This window comes from Mesorhizobium sp. M0698 (assembly GCF_040320455.1).
GTDB lineage: Bacteria > Pseudomonadota > Alphaproteobacteria > Rhizobiales > Rhizobiaceae > Mesorhizobium.
Map to the genome: position 1 here is coordinate 814,832 of NZ_JAMYPQ010000001.1, position 18,258 is coordinate 833,089.

Here is an 18,258-nt window from a genome sequence, read left to right on the forward strand (position 1 = left end):
GGATGGCTCGCGCCGGTGCGCGGCTTCGACCACGACCAGCGCTGTCATATCGACCACGCCGCACGACATACTCGGACAGAGCCACGACCGAGACATCCTGGCGATGCACGAAAAAGGCGTATTCGCCCAGAAGAATGCCCGGATCCAGAATGCCCGGAGGCTTGGCATGACCGCGATTACCCGTCGAGCCGCAGTGCAGTTTGGTCTTTTGTGCCTGGCGATGCCGGATGCCATGGCGCAGGAAAAGCCCATCACGCCGGATTGGGGTACCAAATTGGTCGAAGCTGCCCGTGAGCAGATCGGCGTCACCATGCTCTACGATCCGACCTATACACGCCTGGCCTATCCGGGCGGGGACGTTGGGCCCGAGCGGGGTGTGTGCACGGATGTCGTGATCCGTGCCTATCGCCGCGCCTTCGATCTCGACCTGCAAGAATTGGTGCATGAGGATATGCGGGCCAATTTTGCCGCCTATCCGAAGGCTTGGGGCTTGAAGGCGCCCGACCGCAACATCGACCACCGCCGTGTGCCCAACCTTGCGGTCTATTTCGAGCGGCGCGGTGCTGCCTTGCCCGTCAGCCAAGACCCGGCCGACTATCGGCCAGGGGATCTCATCGCCCAGATGCTGCCCGGCAATCTGTCGCATATTGCCATCGTGTCGTCCAATCGCTCCACTTTGGTACCGACAAGAAGACTGGTCATTCACAATATCGGCGGCGGCGCCAGGGAAGAGGACACTTTGTTTGCCTTCAGGCAGACAGGACATTTCCGGTTCAGGCCAATCTGAGAAAGCCCGCGGCTATTCCAGATCGACGATGGCTTGCGCCTTGTGCGCGGCTTCGACCACGGCCAGTGCCGTCATATTGACGACGCCGCGCGACGTCACCGACGGCGTCAATATATGCGCCGGGCTGTCGGTGCCGAGCAGGATCGGGCCGACATGCAGCGCGTCCATCATTGTGCGCAGCGCCGTCAGTGTGATGTTCGCCGAATCGAGATTGGGGAACACCAGCAGATTGGCTTCGCCTTTCAGCCGCGAATGCGGATAGACGCGTTGGCGCAGCTGCTCCGACAGTGCCGAGTCGGCATGCATCTCGCCGTCGCATTGCAGGTCGGGCGCGATGCGCGCCAGGATCGCCGCCGCCTGCCGCATCTTCATGGCGCTTGGCGAATCGCGGGAGCCGAAATCAGAATGCGACAGCAGCGCTGCCTTGGGCTCAATGCCGAAACGCTGAATTTCCTCGGCCGCCAAAACGGTCATTTCCGCAATTTCTTCGGCGGTCGGATCGACGGAGACATGGGTGTCGGTGAGGAAAATGATGCCGCGCTGCGAGATCAGCATCGAAAGCGTCGACAGGTCGCGATCCCTAATGCCGGCGCGCGGTCCGATGATCAGCGTGACGTTGCGCAGATGGCGCTCGAAACGGCCTTCGAGGCCGCAGACCATGGCGTCGGCGTCGCCGCGTTTCAGGGCAAGGGCGGCGATCACCGTATTGTCGGTGCGCACCATGGTGCGCGCCGCTTCCGTCGTCACCCCACGCCGGCCGGCAAGCTCGATCAAGAGATCGACGTAGTGACGGTAACGCGGATCGTCTTCCGGGTTGATCAAGCCGAAATCGACGCCCGGCTTGATGCGCAGCCCGTAGCGCTTCAGCCGCACCTCGATGACATGCGGGCGGCCGATCAGGATCGGTTCGGCAATGCCTTCCTCGAGCACGACCTGCGCGGCGCGAAGCACCCGCTCGTCCTCGCCGTCGGCATAGATGACGCGCTTGGCGCTCGACGTCTTGGCCATCGAGAACACTGGCTTCATGACCAGGCCGGAGCGGAAGACGAAGCGGTTGAGCTTGTCGATATAGGCGGGGAAATCGGTGATCGGCCGGGTCGCGACGCCGGTCTCGCACGCTGCCTTGGCGACAGCAGGGGCAATGCGCAGGATCAGCCGCGGATCGAAGGGCGAGGGGATCAGGAACTCAGGACCGAAGATCGGCGTCTCGCCGGAATAGGCGCGGGCGGCGACATCGGACGGCTCTTCGCGGGCAAGCGCTGCAATCGCTCGCACGGCGGCCATTTTCATCTCTTCGTTGATGGCGCTTGCACCACAATCCAGCGCGCCACGGAAGATGTAGGGAAAACAGAGTACGTTGTTGACTTGGTTGGGGAAATCGGAGCGGCCTGTGCAGATCATCGCGTCGGGCCGTGCTGCCCGCGCCGCTTCCGGCATGATCTCGGGATTGGGGTTGGCCAGCGCGAGGATCAACGGCTTGGGCGCCATGTGGTGGAGCAGTTCCGGTTTCAGTACGCCGGCGGCAGACAGGCCGAGAAACACGTCGGCGCCGGGCAGAACGTCAGCCAGCGTGCGCGCCTCGGTGTCCTTCACATAGGGGTCTTTCCAGCGGTCCATCTCCTCGACACGGCCCTTATGGGCGACCCCGAACCGGTCGGTGACCCAGATGTTTTCGACCCGCGCGCCGAGCGAGACCAGAAGGTTGAGGCACGCAAGCGCCGCAGCGCCGGCGCCTGACGTGACTATCTTGATGTCCGAGATGGACTTGCCGGCGAATTCCAGCCCGTTGAGCACGGCGGCAGCGACGATGATGGCGGTGCCGTGCTGGTCGTCATGGAAGACCGGTATGCCCATGCGCGCTTTCAACTGCTCCTCGACCTCGAAGCATTCGGGCGCCTTGATGTCTTCCAGGTTGATGCCGCCGAAGGTTGGTTCCAGCGCCGAGATCGTCTCGACCATGCGCTCGATGCCCGGTGCGTCGATCTCGATGTCGAAGACATCGATGCCGGCGAACTTCTTGAACAGCACCGCTTTGCCCTCCATCACCGGCTTGGAGGCGAGCGGACCGATATTGCCGAGGCCGAGCACCGCCGAACCGTTAGTGACAACGCCGACCAGATTGGCGCGGGCTGTATAGTCGGCAGCGGTTGCCGGATCGTCGCGGATTTCAAGGCAGGGGGCGGCGACACCCGGCGAATAGGCAAGCGCCAGGTCGCGCTGGTTGCCGAGCGGCTTCGTCGCCTGGATTTCAAGCTTTCCGGGACGGGGGTGCTTATGGAAATAGAGCGCTGCTTCGTCGAGGTCGGATCGGGCCGCCTTCTTGCTTTCGCCTGTCATGACGGCCGCCTCCTCAGTTCAGTCCGTTTGGTGTTTTGAGTCTCTTAGCATGCAGCCGAGCCTTTTCGAGGGGTGATATGTCGCAAGCGCGAGCTTATGGCTTCGCATCGCCCGCCGGCCTGTACGGTCTGCCATTGAAATGTTGGGGCGATAGGCGCGTTGCTGGAGCGAGCTGCGAGCCGAATGTCTGCTTCAGGTGGTTTGCGGACGATTAGGTATTCTTTCGCTAGTTCGCTGTGGGGCTGTTGCTCCTATAAAGTGCACGAAAGAAACTCTTGGAATAGCGATCGTACCAAGCGGCAGCCCACTCGCCGACAAGTCGCTCTGTCGACGACACCCTACGCCGGTAGTCGACTGTTCGGCGGATACCTCCTTCTTCCTCAAGCTCGATGTCCAGGTGAGTAAACTTTGGGGTCGCATCCGAAAACCTGAGATACATGTATGCAAACACCGCGATATGACGTTTACCCATTGATAAGCAACGATTTTCTATCGCCACCACCGCAGACTGGACTGTAGCGAAATCCTCTAGCCTAACCGCTCGTTCTAGACGAACGAAGTCAAGGAACAATCTCCTGTCGGTAATTGCAAGGTTGCCGTCGGCCGTGTCTCGAACCCCGTGCGACAGCAGTTTTTGCGCAACAAAGCGATAAATAGACGCCATTCGCCGGTCTCATTTTCATGTGCGAGGCAGGACATAACATGCGGACTAACCCTAGTCCTTGTGAACTGGGCGCCGTTTTGAGCATAATGTTGCCCTGTTTCGGCTTCCCTGAGGGCGCCTGTTGCCCGCCGTTTCCAGCGGGTATCAAGCCTTGGATTCTGCCACTAAAACGCGCTGACATAGAGGCCGCCGTCCACCGGTATGTTCTGCCCGGTCAGGTAGCCGGCATGGACCGAGCAGAGGAAGGCGCAGATCTGGCCGAATTCCTCCGGCGTGCCGAGTCGCTTGGCCGGAACATTGGCGGCTGCTTGCGCCTTGCGCGCGGCGGCGGCGGCCGGATCTTCGGGCGTGCCGGCCTCGTGTGGGCCGCGCAGCCGGTCGGTGTCGAGCTTGCCGGGCAGCATGTTGTTGATCGTCACATTGCGGTCGATCACTGTCCGTGCGACGCCGGCAAGGAACGAAGTGAGGCCGGCGCGGGCGCCGGACGACAGGTCGAGGCCGGGGATAGGAACATAGACCGACAGCGATGTGATGTTGACGATGCGGCCGAAGCCGCGCGCCGCCATACCGTCGATCACCGCCTGAACCAGTTCGACTGGGGTCACCATGTTCTGGGTGACGCCTTCGAGGATCTTTTCGCGGTCGAGCGCGCGGAAATCGCGAAACGGCGGACCGCCATTGTTGTTGACGAGGATGTCTGGATCGGGGCAGGCGGCAAGCAGCGCCTTCTGGACATCGGGCTTGGATACGTCGCCGACGATCTCGGTCACCTTGACGCCGAATTTCTCGCGCAGTTCAGCGGCGGTTTTGGCCAGCACGTCGGCGTTGCGGCCATTGACCACCAGATCGCAGCCTGCCTCTGCCAGTGCCATGGCGCAGCCGCGTCCCAAGCCTTTGCTCGAAGCGCAGACGATGGCCTTCTTGCCGCGAATGCCGAGGTCCATGGTGATTTTCTCCTCTGATTTCGGCGGCAACCTACCCGTATGGCTGGACCAATCGCAACCGTCATACGGTTGTTGCATGAATCGGGGCATAGGCTCAGGCGAAAGCAACGGTGACAAATGATGTCCGGCGCAGAGCCCCGCACTTTCCGCAGCATGTTCATCTCCGACGTCCATCTCGGATCGAAGGCGGCGAAGGCCGAGTTCCTGATCGATTTCCTGCGCCATCACGATGCCGATATCATCTATCTCGTCGGCGACATCGTCGACGGCTGGCGCTTGAGACGGAGCTGGCATTGGCCGCAGAGCCACAATGACGTCGTCCAGAAGTTGCTGCGCAAGGCGCGCAAGGGCGCCAGTCTCACCTACATCGCCGGAAACCATGACGAGTTCGCGCGCCAGTTCCAGGGCGTTCATTTCGGCGGCATTGTCGTCGCCGACCGCGCCATCCATGAGACCGCCGATGGCAAACGCCTTCTCGTCATCCATGGCGACCAGTTCGACACCGTCGTCCATAATGCGCGCTGGCTGGCCTATCTCGGCGACTACGCCTATGACGCGGCGATGCTGGTCAACCGCGTCATCACGCGCCTGCGCCAGGTGCTCGGCTTGCCTTACTGGTCGTTCTCGTCCTGGGCCAAGGTCAAGGTCAAGAAGGCGGTGAATTTCATCGGCTCGTTCCAGACCGTGCTGACCGAGGAGGCGCGCCGCTCGCATGTCGACGGCGTGATCTGCGGGCACATCCACCATGCCGCGATTGAAAGCTATGAGGACGTGCAATACATCAACACGGGCGACTGGGTGGAGAGCTGCACGGCGGTGGTCGAGCATTTTGACGGCAGGATGGAGATCCTGCACTGGGCGCATGTCCTGCCGGAGACTCCGGTCGGCAGCGAGGTGCTCGTGCCGATCGACATCAAGGGCAGGGCAGTCCAGGCGGCTTGACCAAATCCGGCCGCATCTCGCTTCAATCGGTTAGTCCAGCGGTTTCATCGACTTTTTCGCCGTGTTAAGCAGCGGCAGGTGTGGCGGGCCGACCCGGCTGAATGCCGTGCCGACGGATCGCCTGTCAATGTCCTCGCTGCCGCCGCTTTCGCCCGAACAGCTCGTCAAGCCACGCCATTTCGAACTGCGCATGAGCTTGATCTTCTTTACGCTCTTCGTTCCGCTCGGGACGCATGTGCCGTATTTCCCGCTGTGGCTGCAGGCGAAGGGGGTCGGCGTCATCACCGCCAGCCACGCATTTCTCTACGGTTTCGTGTCGATCTACTGGAAGTCGATCGGCATCAGCGATTCGGTTGTCGGGCTTCTGTGGGGGTGGGGCGTCGTCGCCGAGATATGCATGTTCGTCGTTTTCACCCGCGCTTTCGCCTCCTTCTCGGTCGTCTCGATCATGCTGATTGCCGGGATTGGCGCGATCGTGCGCTGGTTCGCCTTTCCGCTGATCTGGCCGCTTGGGCTTGGCGTTGGCGGGTTTTTCGCGATCCAGACGCTGCACGCGGTGTCGGTGGCGCTGGTGCTGATCGGCCTGCAAAAGATGATCGGTGAGACGGTCGCGGAAGAACGCACCGGAGCGGCGCAAGGCATCGCCTACTTCTCCAATGGCTTCTTCATGGCGGCGGCGACGCTGATTTCCGGTCCTCTTTACGACCGCTTCGGCGCGAATGGCTTCTTTGCGATGATCCCGATCGCCCTGACGGGCCTGGCTCTGATCGGGCTTGCCGCGCGTTCAGCCCCACAGCGTCCGCTCGGGCGGTGACACCAGCGAACCTTGGTAGACGAGACCGGGAACGCGGTCGCGGGCCAGCAGCAGCGGACCGTCGAGGTCGACGAAATCGGCATCCTGCGCCAACAGCACGGCCGGCGCCATCGCAAGCGACGTGCCGACCATACAGCCGACCATGACACCAAGACCCAGTTCGCGGGCGCGGTTGCGAAGCACGAGTGCAGCGGTCAGGCCACCCGATTTGTCGAGCTTGATGTTGACGGCGTCGTAAAGGCCGACAAGCGCTTCAAGGTCCTTCGCCTCGTGCACGCTTTCGTCGGCACAGATCGGTACCGGATGCGCGATGTGGCGAAGAATACGGTCATGTCCCGCCGGCAGCGGCTGTTCGATCAAGGCGATACCGTGCTCGGCGGCAAAGGCGAGGTTTGCGACGATATTGTCGTCATTCCAGCCCTCATTGGCGTCGAGAATGATTCGGCTGTCGGGTGCTGCCGCCGTCACTGCACGGATGCGCGCGATGTCGTTGTCGCCGCCGATCTTGACCTTGAGTAGCGGGCGCTGGGCGTTAGCGCGGGCCTGCGCCGCCATCGCCTCCGGCTCGGCGAGCGACAATGTATACGCCGTCTCAAGCGGTCGTAACGGAACGGTTCGTATCGTATGCGCCACCGGTATTCCGCTGATCTTCGCTTCCAGGTCCCAGAGCGCGCAATCGATGGCGTTGCGTGCCGCGCCGGCAGGCATGGCATCGAGCAGGGCGATGCGGCTGATGCCGTACGCGATCTCACTGCGCATCGCCTCGATCACGTCGCGCACACCCTCCATGGTCTCGCCATAGCGCTTGTAAGGGACGCATTCGCCGCGTCCTGTACGGCCGTTTTCGGTGATGGCGCAGGAAATCACCTCCGCTTCGGTCTTCGAGCCGCGCGAAATGGTAAAGGTCCCGGCTATCGGAAAGCGCTCGGCCTCGACCGAAATGACACGCGCCATATTTTTCTGCTCCAGCTGTGCGACAAGAGGATATCGGCAAATCGACAGGTCGGCCCCGTCAGGCTAAACAGGACGCCATGTTGACCATCCGCAAACGCGACGCAAGCGGCCCTGCCAAGGAGCCCGACCACCAGCCGCGCATCGCGATCGGCGAGGAGGGCGACGTTCTCGGCTGCGCTTTCTCGGGAACCTGGACGACACGTACCGTTGCCCTGGTCGATGCCGAGATGCGTAAGATCGAGAAGCGCGGCGGCTTCAAGACGCTGGCGCTCGACCTTTCACAAATCGAGAAGATGGACACAGCCGGGGCGTGGCTGATCGACCGCCTGGTCAGCAGCTTCGAAAAGAAGGGCGTCGAGATCACGATGCAGGGGCAAAGCGAGATTGCCTCCATCCTGCTCGGCGCCGTCGGTGATGCGGTCCGACGCGAGGCCGAATCAGGTCCGGCAAAGCCGCCCAACTTCATCATTCGCGGGCTCGAGGCGGTTGGCCGGCGCGTTTATGAGATGCGCGACGATTTCCTGGCCGCAATGAATATCCTCGGCGCCACGATACGCGGCTCTCAGATGAAGCTTGGCCGTGGCCATGGCGTCAACATGGCGGCGATCTTCAATCAAATCGATCGCATGGGTGTCGGCGCCATACCGGTAGTCGTGCTGATGTCGGCCATCGTCGGTGCGATCGTTGCCCAGCAAGGCGCTTATCAGCTCAGCTATTTCGGCGCCGACATCTTCGTCGTCGACCTGGTCGGGGTGCTGATCCTGCGCGAGCTCGGCGTGCTGATGACGGCGATCATGATCGCCGGCCGCTCCGGCAGCGCGATCACCGCCGAGATCGGCTCGATGAAGATGCGCGAGGAGGTCGATGCGCTGAAGGTGATCGGTCTTAATCCAATCGGCGTGCTGGTGTTTCCGCGGCTGGTCGCGCTGGTCGTCGCGCTGCCTTGCCTGACGATCATCGCCAACTTTGCCGCGCTGGGCGGCGGCATTTTGGCTGCATGGCTCTACTCCGATATTGCACCGGCAGCGTTCATCGACCGGCTGCGTGTCGCAATCGACCTCAGCACCATTTTTGCCGGCCTGATCAAGGCGCCGTTCATGGCCATGATCATCGGCATAATTGCCTCGGTCGAGGGCATGAAGGTTGGCGGCAGCGCCGAATCGCTTGGCCAGCATGTGACCGCCTCAGTGGTGAAGTCGATCTTCGTGGTTATTATCCTCGACGGGCTTTTCGCCATGTTCTATGCAGCGATCGAGTTCTGACTTGGCGCTGCCGGGCACAAACACGACCAAGGTGGCGGCGAAAGCCAAAGAAGACGAGATCGTGCTGTCGGCGCACGATATCACGGTGTCGTTCGCCGACCAGGTTGTTCTCGACAAATTGTCGCTCGATATCTGGCGCGGGGAGATTCTCGGCTTCGTCGGTGCCTCCGGTGCCGGCAAATCTGTTCTCTTGCGCACCATCCTTGGCTTGACGCGCAAGCAATCGGGAACAATCAAACTGTTCGGCGTTGACGTCGAGAAGGCAACCGAAAGGGAGCGCCTTCGCATCGACATGCGGCTTGGCGTGCTGTTCCAGCATGGTGCGCTTTTTTCGGCGCTGACGGTCCTCGAAAACGTCCAGGTGCCGATGCGCGAATATCTCGATTTGCCGAAGAAGCTGATGGACGAACTTGCCATGCTCAAGGTCGAGCTGGTCGGATTGCCGCCGGATGCGGCGCAGAAATTCCCCTCCGAGCTCTCCGGCGGCATGATCAAGCGTGCTGCGCTGGCGCGCGCTCTGGCGCTCGACCCGGATATCGTCTTCCTCGACGAACCGACGTCCGGGCTCGATCCGATCAGCGCGGCTGAGTTCGACGAATTGGTCGTCAAGCTGCGCGATACGATGGATTTGACCGTGTATATGGTCACGCACGATCTCGACACGCTGTTTACGGCGTGCGACCGCGTGGCGGTGCTCGGCAACAAGAAAGTGCTGGTCGAGGGCACGATCGACGACATGCTCAGGAGCGAGGAACCCTGGGTAAAATCCTATTTCCGCGGAAAACGCGCCCGGCAACTTGATCTTGCGGCGCGCGCATAGCCATAAGTGAGCAATGGAAACCAGGGCCAACTACGTCATTGTCGGCATTTTCACGCTGGCCGCGATCCTCGCGGCTTTCGCTTTCGTCTATTGGACGGCGGCAATCGGCGAAAAGGGTGAGACGACGGTGCTGCGCGTGCGCATTCCAGGCTCCGCTTCGGGGCTCGGCCGTGGCAGCTTCGTGCTGTTCAATGGCGTCAAAGTCGGCGACGTGCGCCGTGTCTATATCGACGTCGACAATCCGACCGCTGCTATCGCCGACACCGAAATAGACCGGAATACGCCTATCACCAAGTCGACGCAGGCCGATATCGGGCTTGCCGGCCTCACCGGCCAGGCCAACATCGAGCTCAAGGGCGCCGACCCCAAAGAGCCAAAACTTCTCGACGAGGCGGAAAAGGAAGGCCGTGTCGCCGAGATCGTTGCCAACCCGTCGGCGGTCACCAACCTGCTGCAGACGGCGCAGAACATCTTCACCCGCGCCGACAAGGTCCTTTCGGAGCTCGAAGGCTTCACCAAGGATGTTCGCGGGCCGCTGACGCAGACCGTCAACAATGTCCAGACCTTCTCCGATGCACTGGCCAGGAATGCGGACGGCGTCGACAAGTTCCTGGCCAGCGTCAGCTCGCTGGCGGACGAACTGAAGGGTGTTTCGGGCAAGCTCGACGGCACCCTGAAGGCGGCGGAAGGGCTACTCAACGCCGTCGACAAGGACCAGATCAAGAGCATCGTCGCCAATGTCGACACGGTCACTTCCAACCTCAAGGAAACCAGCAAGCAGTTCGACGCGGTCATCAAGAACGTGGACACCGCGGTAGGCTCGATCAACGAGTTCGCCCAGAAGACGCAAGGCACGCTGGCCAAGGTCGACGGCGTTCTCGACGGCATCGATCCGGCTGAAGTTCGCACCGCGCTGGCCAATATCCAGAAGGCCAGCGAAAACGCCAATGAAGCTGCCGCCGACATCGCCAAGGTGACCAACAAGTTCGCCAACCGGGCCGACGACATCGACGAAACCATCAAAGACGCGCACCAGCTCGCAGGACGCCTCAACGATGCCTCGGTGCGAGTCGACGGTATCCTTGCCAAGGTCGACAAACTGCTCGGCTCCGGTCAGGCCGACGGCGTCATGGCCGATGCCAGGGCGACGCTCAAATCGTTCAAGCAGGTCGCCGACACGCTGAACGCCCGCCTCGGCACCATCACCGACAATCTGGCGCGGTTCTCGGGACAGGGGCTGCAAAACGTCGAATCGCTGGTCCAGGACAGCCGTCGTTCGATCAACCGCATCGAAGAGGCGGTGACCGACCTCAGCCGCAATCCACAGCGGATCCTGTCCGGCGGCGAGGGTGAGGTCCGGCAGTTTGACGGCAGGGTGCGCCGTTGACTTCGGCCTGCGCCCACCGCAAGAACATAGCTTGCGGATGCGCGTTGTTTCCACGATCCGGGGGGGATCGCGTTTGAAGTCGATCAGTTCAGGCAGCGTCAGATCGAGTGGGTTCAAGACCGGAGCGGCACTGCTGGCGCTTTCGCTCGCCGGCTGCGCGGCGCTGGGCGGCAAGCCGGCGCCGCTGGATACGTTTGAGCTTTCGGCGCCGTCGCTGGAAGCGCGTGCCCACAGCCGTCGCCAGATACTCATCGCTCAGCCATCGGCGCTCAAGGCGCTGGACAGCCAGAACATCGTCATTAAGCCATCGCCGCGATCGATCCAGTATCTCAAGGGCGCGCAATGGGCCGACCGGCTGCCGATGATCGTACAGGCGCGGCTGGCAGAGACGTTCCAGCGCTCGGGCAGCTTCACCGGCGTCGGCAAGCCAGGCGAGGGGCTGGCGATCGACTATCAGGTGATCGTCGAGATCCGCTCGTTCGAGGTGCGTGTCGACGGTGGCGAACATGCCGAGGTCGAGCTGTTCGTGCGCCTGTTGAACGATCGCAACGGTGAAGTGCGCGCTTCGAAGACGTTTAGCGCAATCGCGCCCGTTTCGGGCAATGGCAACCAGGCCTATGTCGGCGCGCTCGATGCCGCGTTCGGCGATGCGGCAGGGCAAATCGTCCGCTGGACGGACACCGTGATCTGACACAGCCGGAACTGCCGGCACGGCACTCTACAGCGCCAATGGAATTCAGTACGGCATGAAAAAGGCGGGAAATCCCGCCTTTTCGTTTGTTCTCTGTCGCCCGCTTAGTGCAGGCGGCCGCTGGCGTGGGCCAGCATGGTGTAGACCTTGCCGGTGTCCGACGTCAGGTAGGTCTGCGCCATGATGTTGTCGCGGTCGTTGCGCGACACGTCCTTGAGCAGCTTTTCGAAATCGTCGCAGTAACGATCGACAGCAGCGCGGAACTCCGCCTCTGACTGATATTTGCGGCGGATCTCGTCGAACGTCTGCTGGCCCTTCAGCGTGTAAAGTCGGCGTGTGAAGACGTCACGCTCGCCACGCCGGTAGCGGTTCCACAACTCGATCGACGCATCGTGATCGATGGCGCGTGCGATATCGACCGAGAGCGAGTTCAGCGATTCCACGACATGAAGCGGCGAACGCGCAGCGGGAGCCGGGCGCGGCGCTTCGGCAGGCGCTGCCGGCTTGGCGTCGTCTTCGCGTGATGCACCGGTCAGGAGGTCACGCACCCAACCGCCCTGCGGCGTGCGGCCGTTGGGGTCGCGCTGGCGCGGCGCTTGGTCTGCGGGACGTTCGAGGTCGAGCGTGCCGCGCAGCGCCGTCTCGCCCGAAGGCGCCTGCGGTGCACGGCGCTGTTCGGGAGCCGGAGCCGGGCGACGTGGCGGTTCGGCGGGGCGTGCGGCAGGCGCTTGCGGCGCCGGACGCAGGTTGCGCTGTTCCGAACTGTCGGCGCTGCGGCCAGATTTCGCAACGATTTCAGAAAGTTCCTTCAGCGCGTTGATCTGCTCTGAAACGGCACGGCGGATAGCCGTGGTTGATTCCTTTGCCTCTTCCGGCATCTCGATGACGCCTTTCTTAAGCTCGGCCCGGGTGAGGTCGAGCTCGCTCTTGATCGAGCCGGCGGTACGCCGCATCTCCTCGGTCGCATCGGCAAAGCGCTTGGTTGCCGAATCGACCACTTCGGAAATCGCGGTACGGATCTTGTCGGCGGATTCCAGCGTCTTGCCTTCGGCGTTCTGCAGCGTCTGGCCGACCAGATTCTCGAACGAGCGCATGACCCTTTCGAGATCTTCCGACTTCTTGACAAGGCCGACGGCAAGGTCCTCCAGCGACGATTGCCTTTCGAGTGTGTGCTCAAGATTGCTCTGGGCCGAGCTCAACAGGTCCGAGGCACTGGAAAGCAACCGGCTGTGCTCGTCGAACTTGGTGGCGATTGAAGCAACCTCGCGCAAGGTCGACGACGACAGCTCGGTGAGCCGCGTCGTGTTCGAATCGACCAGGCGCGCCGAGCTGGCGAAGGTCTGCGCGGTCTTTTCGGTAGTCGCTGCGAAGCTTTGCGTGCTGCCGGTCAGGCGTTCGTCGACCTGGCCGAGATTGGCCGCCGCCTGCTCGATCAACTGACCGAGCTGCGAGCTGGAGGTGGTCATGCGGCCGATGAGGTCGGCAACGCTGTCGGCAAGCGTCGAGCGCGCGCCTTCGACGGCCGACAGCGTTTCGGCCGTGCGGCTGGCGAGGGCGTCGACGAGGGCGGCGTTTTGAGTGCGCAGCTTCTCGGTCGCACGTTCGGTGACCTCTTCCATGCTCTTTTGCAGCTCGGAGCCGCCCTGGGCGAAGCGCTCGACCAGAGGCCGTGCCGTCTCGTCCAGGATTTTCGATATTTCGGCCGAACGTGCCGCAAGCATCGTATTGAGCTCGCGAGTATTGGCACCGATGGACTTTGCAGCGTCATTGGTGCTCTGGCCGATATGCTGGCCGACCGCGGTGAAGGTTTCGGCGATCGAGTTGGCGCGCGAGACCAACTGCGCCTCGGCATTCGAGACCTGTTCATTGAGCTTTTGGCCCATTGTCTCGGCGGAGTAGGCGAGGCGGTTCTCGACGCTGGCGACCTGCTCCTCGACGCGGGCCGCAGTGGCAGCAGCACTCGATGCCAGGCGTTCGTCGGCACCGGCAAGCAGTTGCTCGATTTCACGGGCATGGACGGCGAGTTCCTGGCCAGTCTGCCTGGCGCGTTCGGCAACCCGCTGCTCGGTGCTGGTGAAGGCACCGACAATGGTGTCGGCATGTTCGCCGATTGCGGTGCTGCTGTCGGCAATGCGGGACACCAGACGATGATCCGCCTCCTCGAAGATGCGGCCGATCTCGGACGCACGGGCCGAAAGTGCTTCGGAGCCTTCGGCAATGCGCGAAATAAGTTGCTGGTCGGCGGCATCGAAAATGCGGCCGAGATCCGACGCACGTGCCGCGAGAGCTTCGGCGGATTCGCCGATGCGCACGCCCAGCCGCTCGTCGGCTGTTTCGAAATTGCGCAGGATGTCGCCGGCACGTGCAGCCAGCGACTGGGCCGTTTCGATGGCGCGAGAGACCAGCCTGTGGTCCGCCACGTCGAAGGTGCCGGCAATCTCACTTGCTCTGGCTGCCAGCTGATCGGCCGTCTCCTGGGCACGCGCGAACAAGGTGTTCGACGTGTCGTCGGCGCGGGCAATCAGTGCGCTCGACGTATCCTCGGCGCGGGCGGCGAGGCGACGATCCGCCTCTTCAAAGGTGCGGGCGATGTCCTCCGCCCTGGCGAGCAGGGCGGCCGAGGTCTGCTCGGCGCGCTCGGCGATCTTGCGGTCGGCATCGCTGAATGCCGCGCCCGCCTGCTCATGCAGCGCGCTGGTAACTTCCATGACCTTCTCGCGCAGCGCGCCGGCGACGAAGACCGCGCTTCTTTCGAGCACACTGCGCACGTTGTCGACACCCGTCGACAGCGCCCGCTCCATTGTGCTGGCGCGCTCTTCAATGATGCCTGTCTGCCGGCTGAACGCCTGCTCGATCTTTTCTACGTCCGCAGCGATCGCATCGGAGATGTCGGTGCTCCTGGCGGCGATCTGGTCGATATGGCCGGACAGCGAACGGTCGACATCCTTGCGCGTTTCGGCGAGCCTGGAGAGATCGTCCTGCAATGCGCGGGTCAGCATGTCGCGGCCCTCGCTCAGCTTGCCGACATGACCGGCGACGATCTCGTCGACTTCGCTGCGGCTCATTGCAAGCCTCTCCAGATCGGCTTCCAACGCGCGCCTGAGGATGTCGCGGCCTTCCGCCAGTTTCTCAACCTGGCCGGCAACCAGCCCATCGATGCTCGAGCGGCTTTCCGCCAGCTTGGCGAGATCGTCCTCGAGCGCCTTCGACAGGGTCGAGCGGTCCTGGACGAGCTTCTCTGCGTGGGTTGCGACAAGGCTGTTCACGTTGCCGAGATCGGCTTCCAGCGCACGCGAAAACTGCGCGCGATTATCGGTCAATAGCTGCGACTGATCGGCGATGGCGCCCCTGATCGTGCTGAGATCGGCCTCCAAGGCGCGCTTGAGGATGTCGCGACCTTCGGCCAGCTTCTCGACCTGGCCGGAAACCAGTCCGTCGATGCTCGAGCGGCTTTCGGCCAGCTTGGTAAGATCGTCTTCCAGCGCGCGCTTGAGGATGTCGCGACCCTCGGCCAGCTTCTCGACCTGGCCTGCGACCAGCCCGTCGATGCTCGACCGGCTCTCTGCCAGCCTGGCAAGATCGTCCTCGAGCGCCTTTGACAGGGCCGAACGGTCCTCGGCGAGCTTGTTCATATGTTCGGAGACGACGCCCCGCACGGTCTCGAGATCGGTCTCTAGTGCCCGCGACAGCTGACCACGATCCTCGGCCAGCTTCTCGGATTGGCCGGCGATGACATCCTTGACAGTGCTCAGATCGGCTTCGAGCGCACGCTTGAGGATGTCGCGGCCCTCTGCAAGCTTTTCGACCTGGCCGGCAACCATCACATCGATGCTCGAGCGGCTTTCGGCCAACTTGACGAGATCGTCTTCGAGCGCCTTCGAAAGGGTCGAACGGTCTTCGGCGAGCTTGTCCATGTGATCGGAGACAACGCCCCGCACAGCCTCCAGGTCGCTCTCCAGTGCCCGCGACAACTGGCCACGGTCTTCCGCCAGCTTTTCAGACTGGCTGGCGATGACGCCCTTGATCGCGTTCAGGTCCGATTCAAGCGCGCGCTTGAGGATGTCGCGGCCTTCGGCCAGCTTCTCGACCTGGCCGGCAACCAGCCCATCGATGCTCGACCGGCTTTCGGCCAGCTTGGCAAGATCGTCTTCAAGCGTCTTCGAAAGCAGGCTGCGGTCATCGGCGAGCCTGCCAGAATGATCGGCGATCAGGCTCCTGATGTCGGACAGGTCGTTATCGAGTGACTGGGAAAGCCCGCTGCGGTCTTGCGCCAATTTCGCCGAATGAGCCTCGATGAGGCCATTGATGCCGGCGATGTCGGCTTCCAACGCACTGGCGAGTATGGCGCGACCCTCGGCGATCTTTTCGACTTGACCGGCGACGAGGCCGTCTATGCCGGCGCGACTCTCTGCCAGCTTACCGAGGTCGGCCTCGAGCGCGCGCGAAAGAATGCTGCGGCCTTCAGCGAGCTTGCCGACGTGTCCGGCAACCATTTCATCAATTATCGTGCGGGCTTGCACGAGTTTTCCAGAGTCTTCGTTCAAGGCCTGGGCAAGCCTGTTGCGACCCTCTTCAAGGCTTTCGAGATGGCTGCCCAGCGAAGCGTCGATCGCTGCGCGCGATTCGTTGACCTTGCGCAGGTCCTCTTCAAGGGCGCGCGAGATCAGGCCGCGGCCTTCGGCTAGCTTCTGCACCTGGTTGGCCACCGCTGCGTCGATTTCGGCGCGACCTTCGGCGAACTTCGCCAGATCGGCCTGCATTGCCGCCGCCATCCGGTCGCGGCTTTCGGAAAGCTTGCGGCTGTGGTTCTCGACGGCTTCCTCGATGCCGGCGCGAGCATCGGCAAGCCGCTGGATGTCCGTATCGAACGAACGCGATACGACATGGCGCGCCGCTTCCATGCGCCCGGCGAAATCGCCGGCGCGGGCTTCAAGCATGGTCGAGGTCGATGAAATGATGTCGGCCATGTCGGCGCCGATCTGGGTCTTGCCCTGATCGATCATCGCCGACAGCGTCTCCCTGCTATCCTGGAAGGTGTGGGCGATTTCGCGCGCGCGCTCGACCAGCGTCTCGTTGATCTGGCGTGCGCGAGCCTCCAGCGCGGCGTTGAGCTTCTGCGTGCCGGTGTCGAGCGCCTCGGCGCGGGTCTGGAACTCGCTGATCAGCGCCTGGCCACGTTCAGCAAGCGTCCGCTCGATGCCGTTGAGGCTGGCTTCGAATTCCGAATTGAGTGTGCGGGCGGCACCGCCGAGCAGCGACACCATGCCGCTCGTGCGGTCGTCGAGCAGGTCGGTCAGCGACCGCGTCAGGCCATCGGTGGTGTCCGTCAGCTTGGCGATCCGGGTGTCGAGCAGGCTGGCGAAGGCCTCGCCCGACGTCGACAGCCGATCGGTGATCGATTCGAGCCGGCCTTCCACCGAATCGAAGATCGACATCGAGCTTCCGTTGATCCTATCGATCAGCGTGTCGCCGGATTCGTTGATCGTCATCGACAGCTTGGTCGAGGCGTTGAGAATGCTGTCGCGAATGATATCGCTGGCGGCGTTGATCTCGTCTTTCAGTGTCTCGTGGGCGCCGGTGATCGAGGCGCGCACGCGCTCGGCATGGGTGACGACCGCTTCGCGCTCGCTGCCCAGCCCGTCGACCAGCGAGCGGATGCGGGACTCGTTCTCTGAATAGGAGCGCTCGATCTGGTTCACCTCGCTGTGGACCAGCGTTTCGAGCTCGACGGCACGCGCAAGCGTGCGTTCGATGCCTTCGCCCATGGCTGCCACCTCGCGGCGAACCGCTTGGCCGATCATCATGACGCGATCCTGGGCAAGATTTTCCGGCTCGGCCAGACGGAAGGCCACCTCGGTCATCGACTGCGCGGCAAGGCGCATCTCCTGAGCGCGGCGAATCATCACTGCGAATGCCCAGAACAGGATGACGGGCACGATTGCCGCGACCGCCAGGCCGATCAGCTCCGGACGGGCGAAAAACTGATCGAAGGTGCGGATGTTCCAGATGCCAGGTCCGAACAACAGGTTCGCAAGGCCGCCAGCGCCGGCGATCCAGGCCAGCGAAACGAAAGCCACGACCCAGTAGATCGTGTTCGAGGCGCGCCGATTGAGGGTGTGCAGGAGCGTCTTATAGTCTTTTTGACGATCGTCGTTGGCCGGCGAGAAAGCTGCCGGCTGCGAGCCATTGCGCGTTGCGACAGGACGCAACTCAGCCGGCTTGGCCTTTGGCGCGGGTTTTGCGATCTGGCTTTGATTGGCGGCAGGTGCCGCGTTCTGGGTCTGGTCCGGGGCAGGCGCTTCGTTCTGGCTGCGACCTTCGCGCGCCAACTCGTCGGCGGCTTGCGATATTTGCGCTTCGAGATCTTCCATGGATGCAGCCATGTCGAAGTCGCCGCCGGCATCGCCGCTCAGATCGATATCAAGTGCCTTTTCAAGTTCCCTGGCTACGTCGCTGTCGAGCGTTCTTGTCGTCGTTGGTTTCTTCGCCATGCCTTCGCTACCCTGTACAAGCTGCCGCGGGACTTATGGTTCTGCTTATTGATTCTGCCTAGCGTGTCCCGCGCAGGAGGCTGAAAATGGACCTGTCGTATCGTAATGACACAGCCGGGTAAAGAAAACATGCATTCCGCCCGATACGTAAAACTTTAAATATAA

12 protein-coding genes are annotated in these 18,258 nt (G+C 62.5%); 7 read left to right on the forward strand and 5 right to left on the reverse strand.

Going from position 1 to position 18,258, the window contains the following annotated elements:
* Nucleotides 1–166 precede the first annotated feature (166 nt).
* Nucleotides 167–787 carry a DUF1287 domain-containing protein gene (locus NKI16_RS04010; protein WP_051406245.1) on the forward strand — a complete coding sequence of 207 codons (621 nt, stop codon included), beginning with the start codon at nucleotides 167–169 and terminating at the stop codon, nucleotides 785–787.
* Nucleotides 788–799: 12 nt separating this feature from the next.
* Here the strand turns inward: NKI16_RS04010 and NKI16_RS04015 are convergent, their stop codons facing one another.
* The 3 genes from NKI16_RS04015 to NKI16_RS04025 form a co-directional block, all read right to left on the reverse strand.
* Complete coding sequence (locus NKI16_RS04015) at nucleotides 800–3,124, reverse strand: NADP-dependent malic enzyme (RefSeq protein WP_352622630.1); 2,325 nt, start codon at nucleotides 3,122–3,124, stop codon at nucleotides 800–802.
* A 226-nt stretch (nucleotides 3,125–3,350) separates the two neighbouring features.
* Complete coding sequence (locus NKI16_RS04020; protein WP_023680006.1) at nucleotides 3,351–3,788, reverse strand: hypothetical protein; 438 nt, start codon at nucleotides 3,786–3,788, stop codon at nucleotides 3,351–3,353.
* A 164-nt stretch (nucleotides 3,789–3,952) separates the two neighbouring features.
* Nucleotides 3,953–4,732, reverse strand: a complete 780-nt coding sequence (locus tag NKI16_RS04025) for an SDR family oxidoreductase (RefSeq protein ID WP_352448726.1) — start codon at nucleotides 4,730–4,732, stop codon at nucleotides 3,953–3,955.
* A gap of 120 nt (nucleotides 4,733–4,852) precedes the next feature.
* Between NKI16_RS04025 and NKI16_RS04030 the strand changes: the two genes are divergently transcribed.
* Nucleotides 4,853–5,674: a UDP-2,3-diacylglucosamine diphosphatase gene (locus NKI16_RS04030; RefSeq protein WP_352782864.1), complete on the forward strand. Its 822-nt coding sequence runs from the start codon at nucleotides 4,853–4,855 to the stop codon at nucleotides 5,672–5,674.
* A 127-nt stretch (nucleotides 5,675–5,801) separates the two neighbouring features.
* Nucleotides 5,802–6,488 (forward strand): MFS transporter, encoded by a 687-nt coding sequence (locus NKI16_RS04035; protein ID WP_352782862.1) that lies wholly within the window; start codon nucleotides 5,802–5,804, stop codon nucleotides 6,486–6,488.
* Here NKI16_RS04035 and dgcA read toward each other — a convergent pair.
* Nucleotides 6,459–7,442 carry an N-acetyl-D-Glu racemase DgcA gene (dgcA, locus tag NKI16_RS04040; RefSeq protein WP_352782861.1) on the reverse strand — a complete coding sequence of 328 codons (984 nt, stop codon included), beginning with the start codon at nucleotides 7,440–7,442 and terminating at the stop codon, nucleotides 6,459–6,461. The two genes, NKI16_RS04035 and dgcA, sit on opposite strands and share 30 nt — an antisense overlap.
* 77 nt (nucleotides 7,443–7,519) lie before the next feature.
* On the opposite strand from dgcA, the gene NKI16_RS04045 reads away from it, so the two are divergent.
* From NKI16_RS04045 to NKI16_RS04060, 4 genes are read left to right on the forward strand one after another with little or no spacing between them, the layout of a single operon-like run.
* Nucleotides 7,520–8,704: an ABC transporter permease gene (locus tag NKI16_RS04045; protein ID WP_352619836.1), complete on the forward strand. Its 1,185-nt coding sequence runs from the start codon at nucleotides 7,520–7,522 to the stop codon at nucleotides 8,702–8,704.
* Complete coding sequence (locus NKI16_RS04050; protein ID WP_502897557.1) at nucleotides 8,685–9,524, forward strand: ABC transporter ATP-binding protein; 840 nt, start codon at nucleotides 8,685–8,687, stop codon at nucleotides 9,522–9,524. Before NKI16_RS04045 ends, NKI16_RS04050 begins: the two co-directional genes overlap by 20 nt.
* Nucleotides 9,525–9,537: 13 nt before the next feature.
* Nucleotides 9,538–10,911 carry an MlaD family protein gene (locus NKI16_RS04055; protein WP_352636782.1) on the forward strand — a complete coding sequence of 458 codons (1,374 nt, stop codon included), beginning with the start codon at nucleotides 9,538–9,540 and terminating at the stop codon, nucleotides 10,909–10,911.
* Nucleotides 10,912–10,948: 37 nt separating this feature from the next.
* Nucleotides 10,949–11,602 (forward strand): ABC-type transport auxiliary lipoprotein family protein, encoded by a 654-nt coding sequence (locus NKI16_RS04060; RefSeq protein WP_352502487.1) that lies wholly within the window; start codon nucleotides 10,949–10,951, stop codon nucleotides 11,600–11,602.
* 104 nt (nucleotides 11,603–11,706) lie between these two features.
* Here NKI16_RS04060 and NKI16_RS04065 read toward each other — a convergent pair whose 3' ends face one another.
* Nucleotides 11,707–18,093, reverse strand: coding sequence for an apolipoprotein A-IV repeat region-like domain-containing protein (locus NKI16_RS04065; RefSeq protein ID WP_352636781.1), 6,387 nt, complete (start codon nucleotides 18,091–18,093; stop codon nucleotides 11,707–11,709).
* Nucleotides 18,094–18,258: the final 165 nt, after the last annotated feature.

Excerpts from the sequence above, each read along its gene's own strand:
- NKI16_RS04055 (WP_352636782.1), top strand. The coding sequence starts at position 9,538 with ATGGAAACCAGGGCCAACTACGTCATTGTCGGCATTTTCACGCTGGCC.
- NKI16_RS04035 (WP_352782862.1), top strand. The coding sequence starts at position 5,802 with ATGTCCTCGCTGCCGCCGCTTTCGCCCGAACAGCTCGTCAAGCCACGC.
- NKI16_RS04015 (WP_352622630.1), bottom strand. The coding sequence starts at position 3,124 with ATGACAGGCGAAAGCAAGAAGGCGGCCCGATCCGACCTCGACGAAGCA.
- NKI16_RS04060 (WP_352502487.1), top strand. The coding sequence starts at position 10,949 with ATGCGCGTTGTTTCCACGATCCGGGGGGGATCGCGTTTGAAGTCGATC.
- NKI16_RS04030 (WP_352782864.1), top strand. The coding sequence starts at position 4,853 with ATGTCCGGCGCAGAGCCCCGCACTTTCCGCAGCATGTTCATCTCCGAC.
- NKI16_RS04065 (WP_352636781.1), bottom strand. The coding sequence starts at position 18,093 with ATGGCGAAGAAACCAACGACGACAAGAACGCTCGACAGCGACGTAGCC.
- NKI16_RS04050 (WP_502897557.1), top strand. The coding sequence starts at position 8,685 with ATGCAGCGATCGAGTTCTGACTTGGCGCTGCCGGGCACAAACACGACC.
- NKI16_RS04010 (WP_051406245.1), top strand. The coding sequence starts at position 167 with ATGACCGCGATTACCCGTCGAGCCGCAGTGCAGTTTGGTCTTTTGTGC.
- NKI16_RS04020 (WP_023680006.1), bottom strand. The coding sequence starts at position 3,788 with ATGGCGTCTATTTATCGCTTTGTTGCGCAAAAACTGCTGTCGCACGGG.
- NKI16_RS04025 (WP_352448726.1), bottom strand. The coding sequence starts at position 4,732 with ATGGACCTCGGCATTCGCGGCAAGAAGGCCATCGTCTGCGCTTCGAGC.
- dgcA (WP_352782861.1), bottom strand. The coding sequence starts at position 7,442 with ATGGCGCGTGTCATTTCGGTCGAGGCCGAGCGCTTTCCGATAGCCGGG.
- NKI16_RS04045 (WP_352619836.1), top strand. The coding sequence starts at position 7,520 with ATGTTGACCATCCGCAAACGCGACGCAAGCGGCCCTGCCAAGGAGCCC.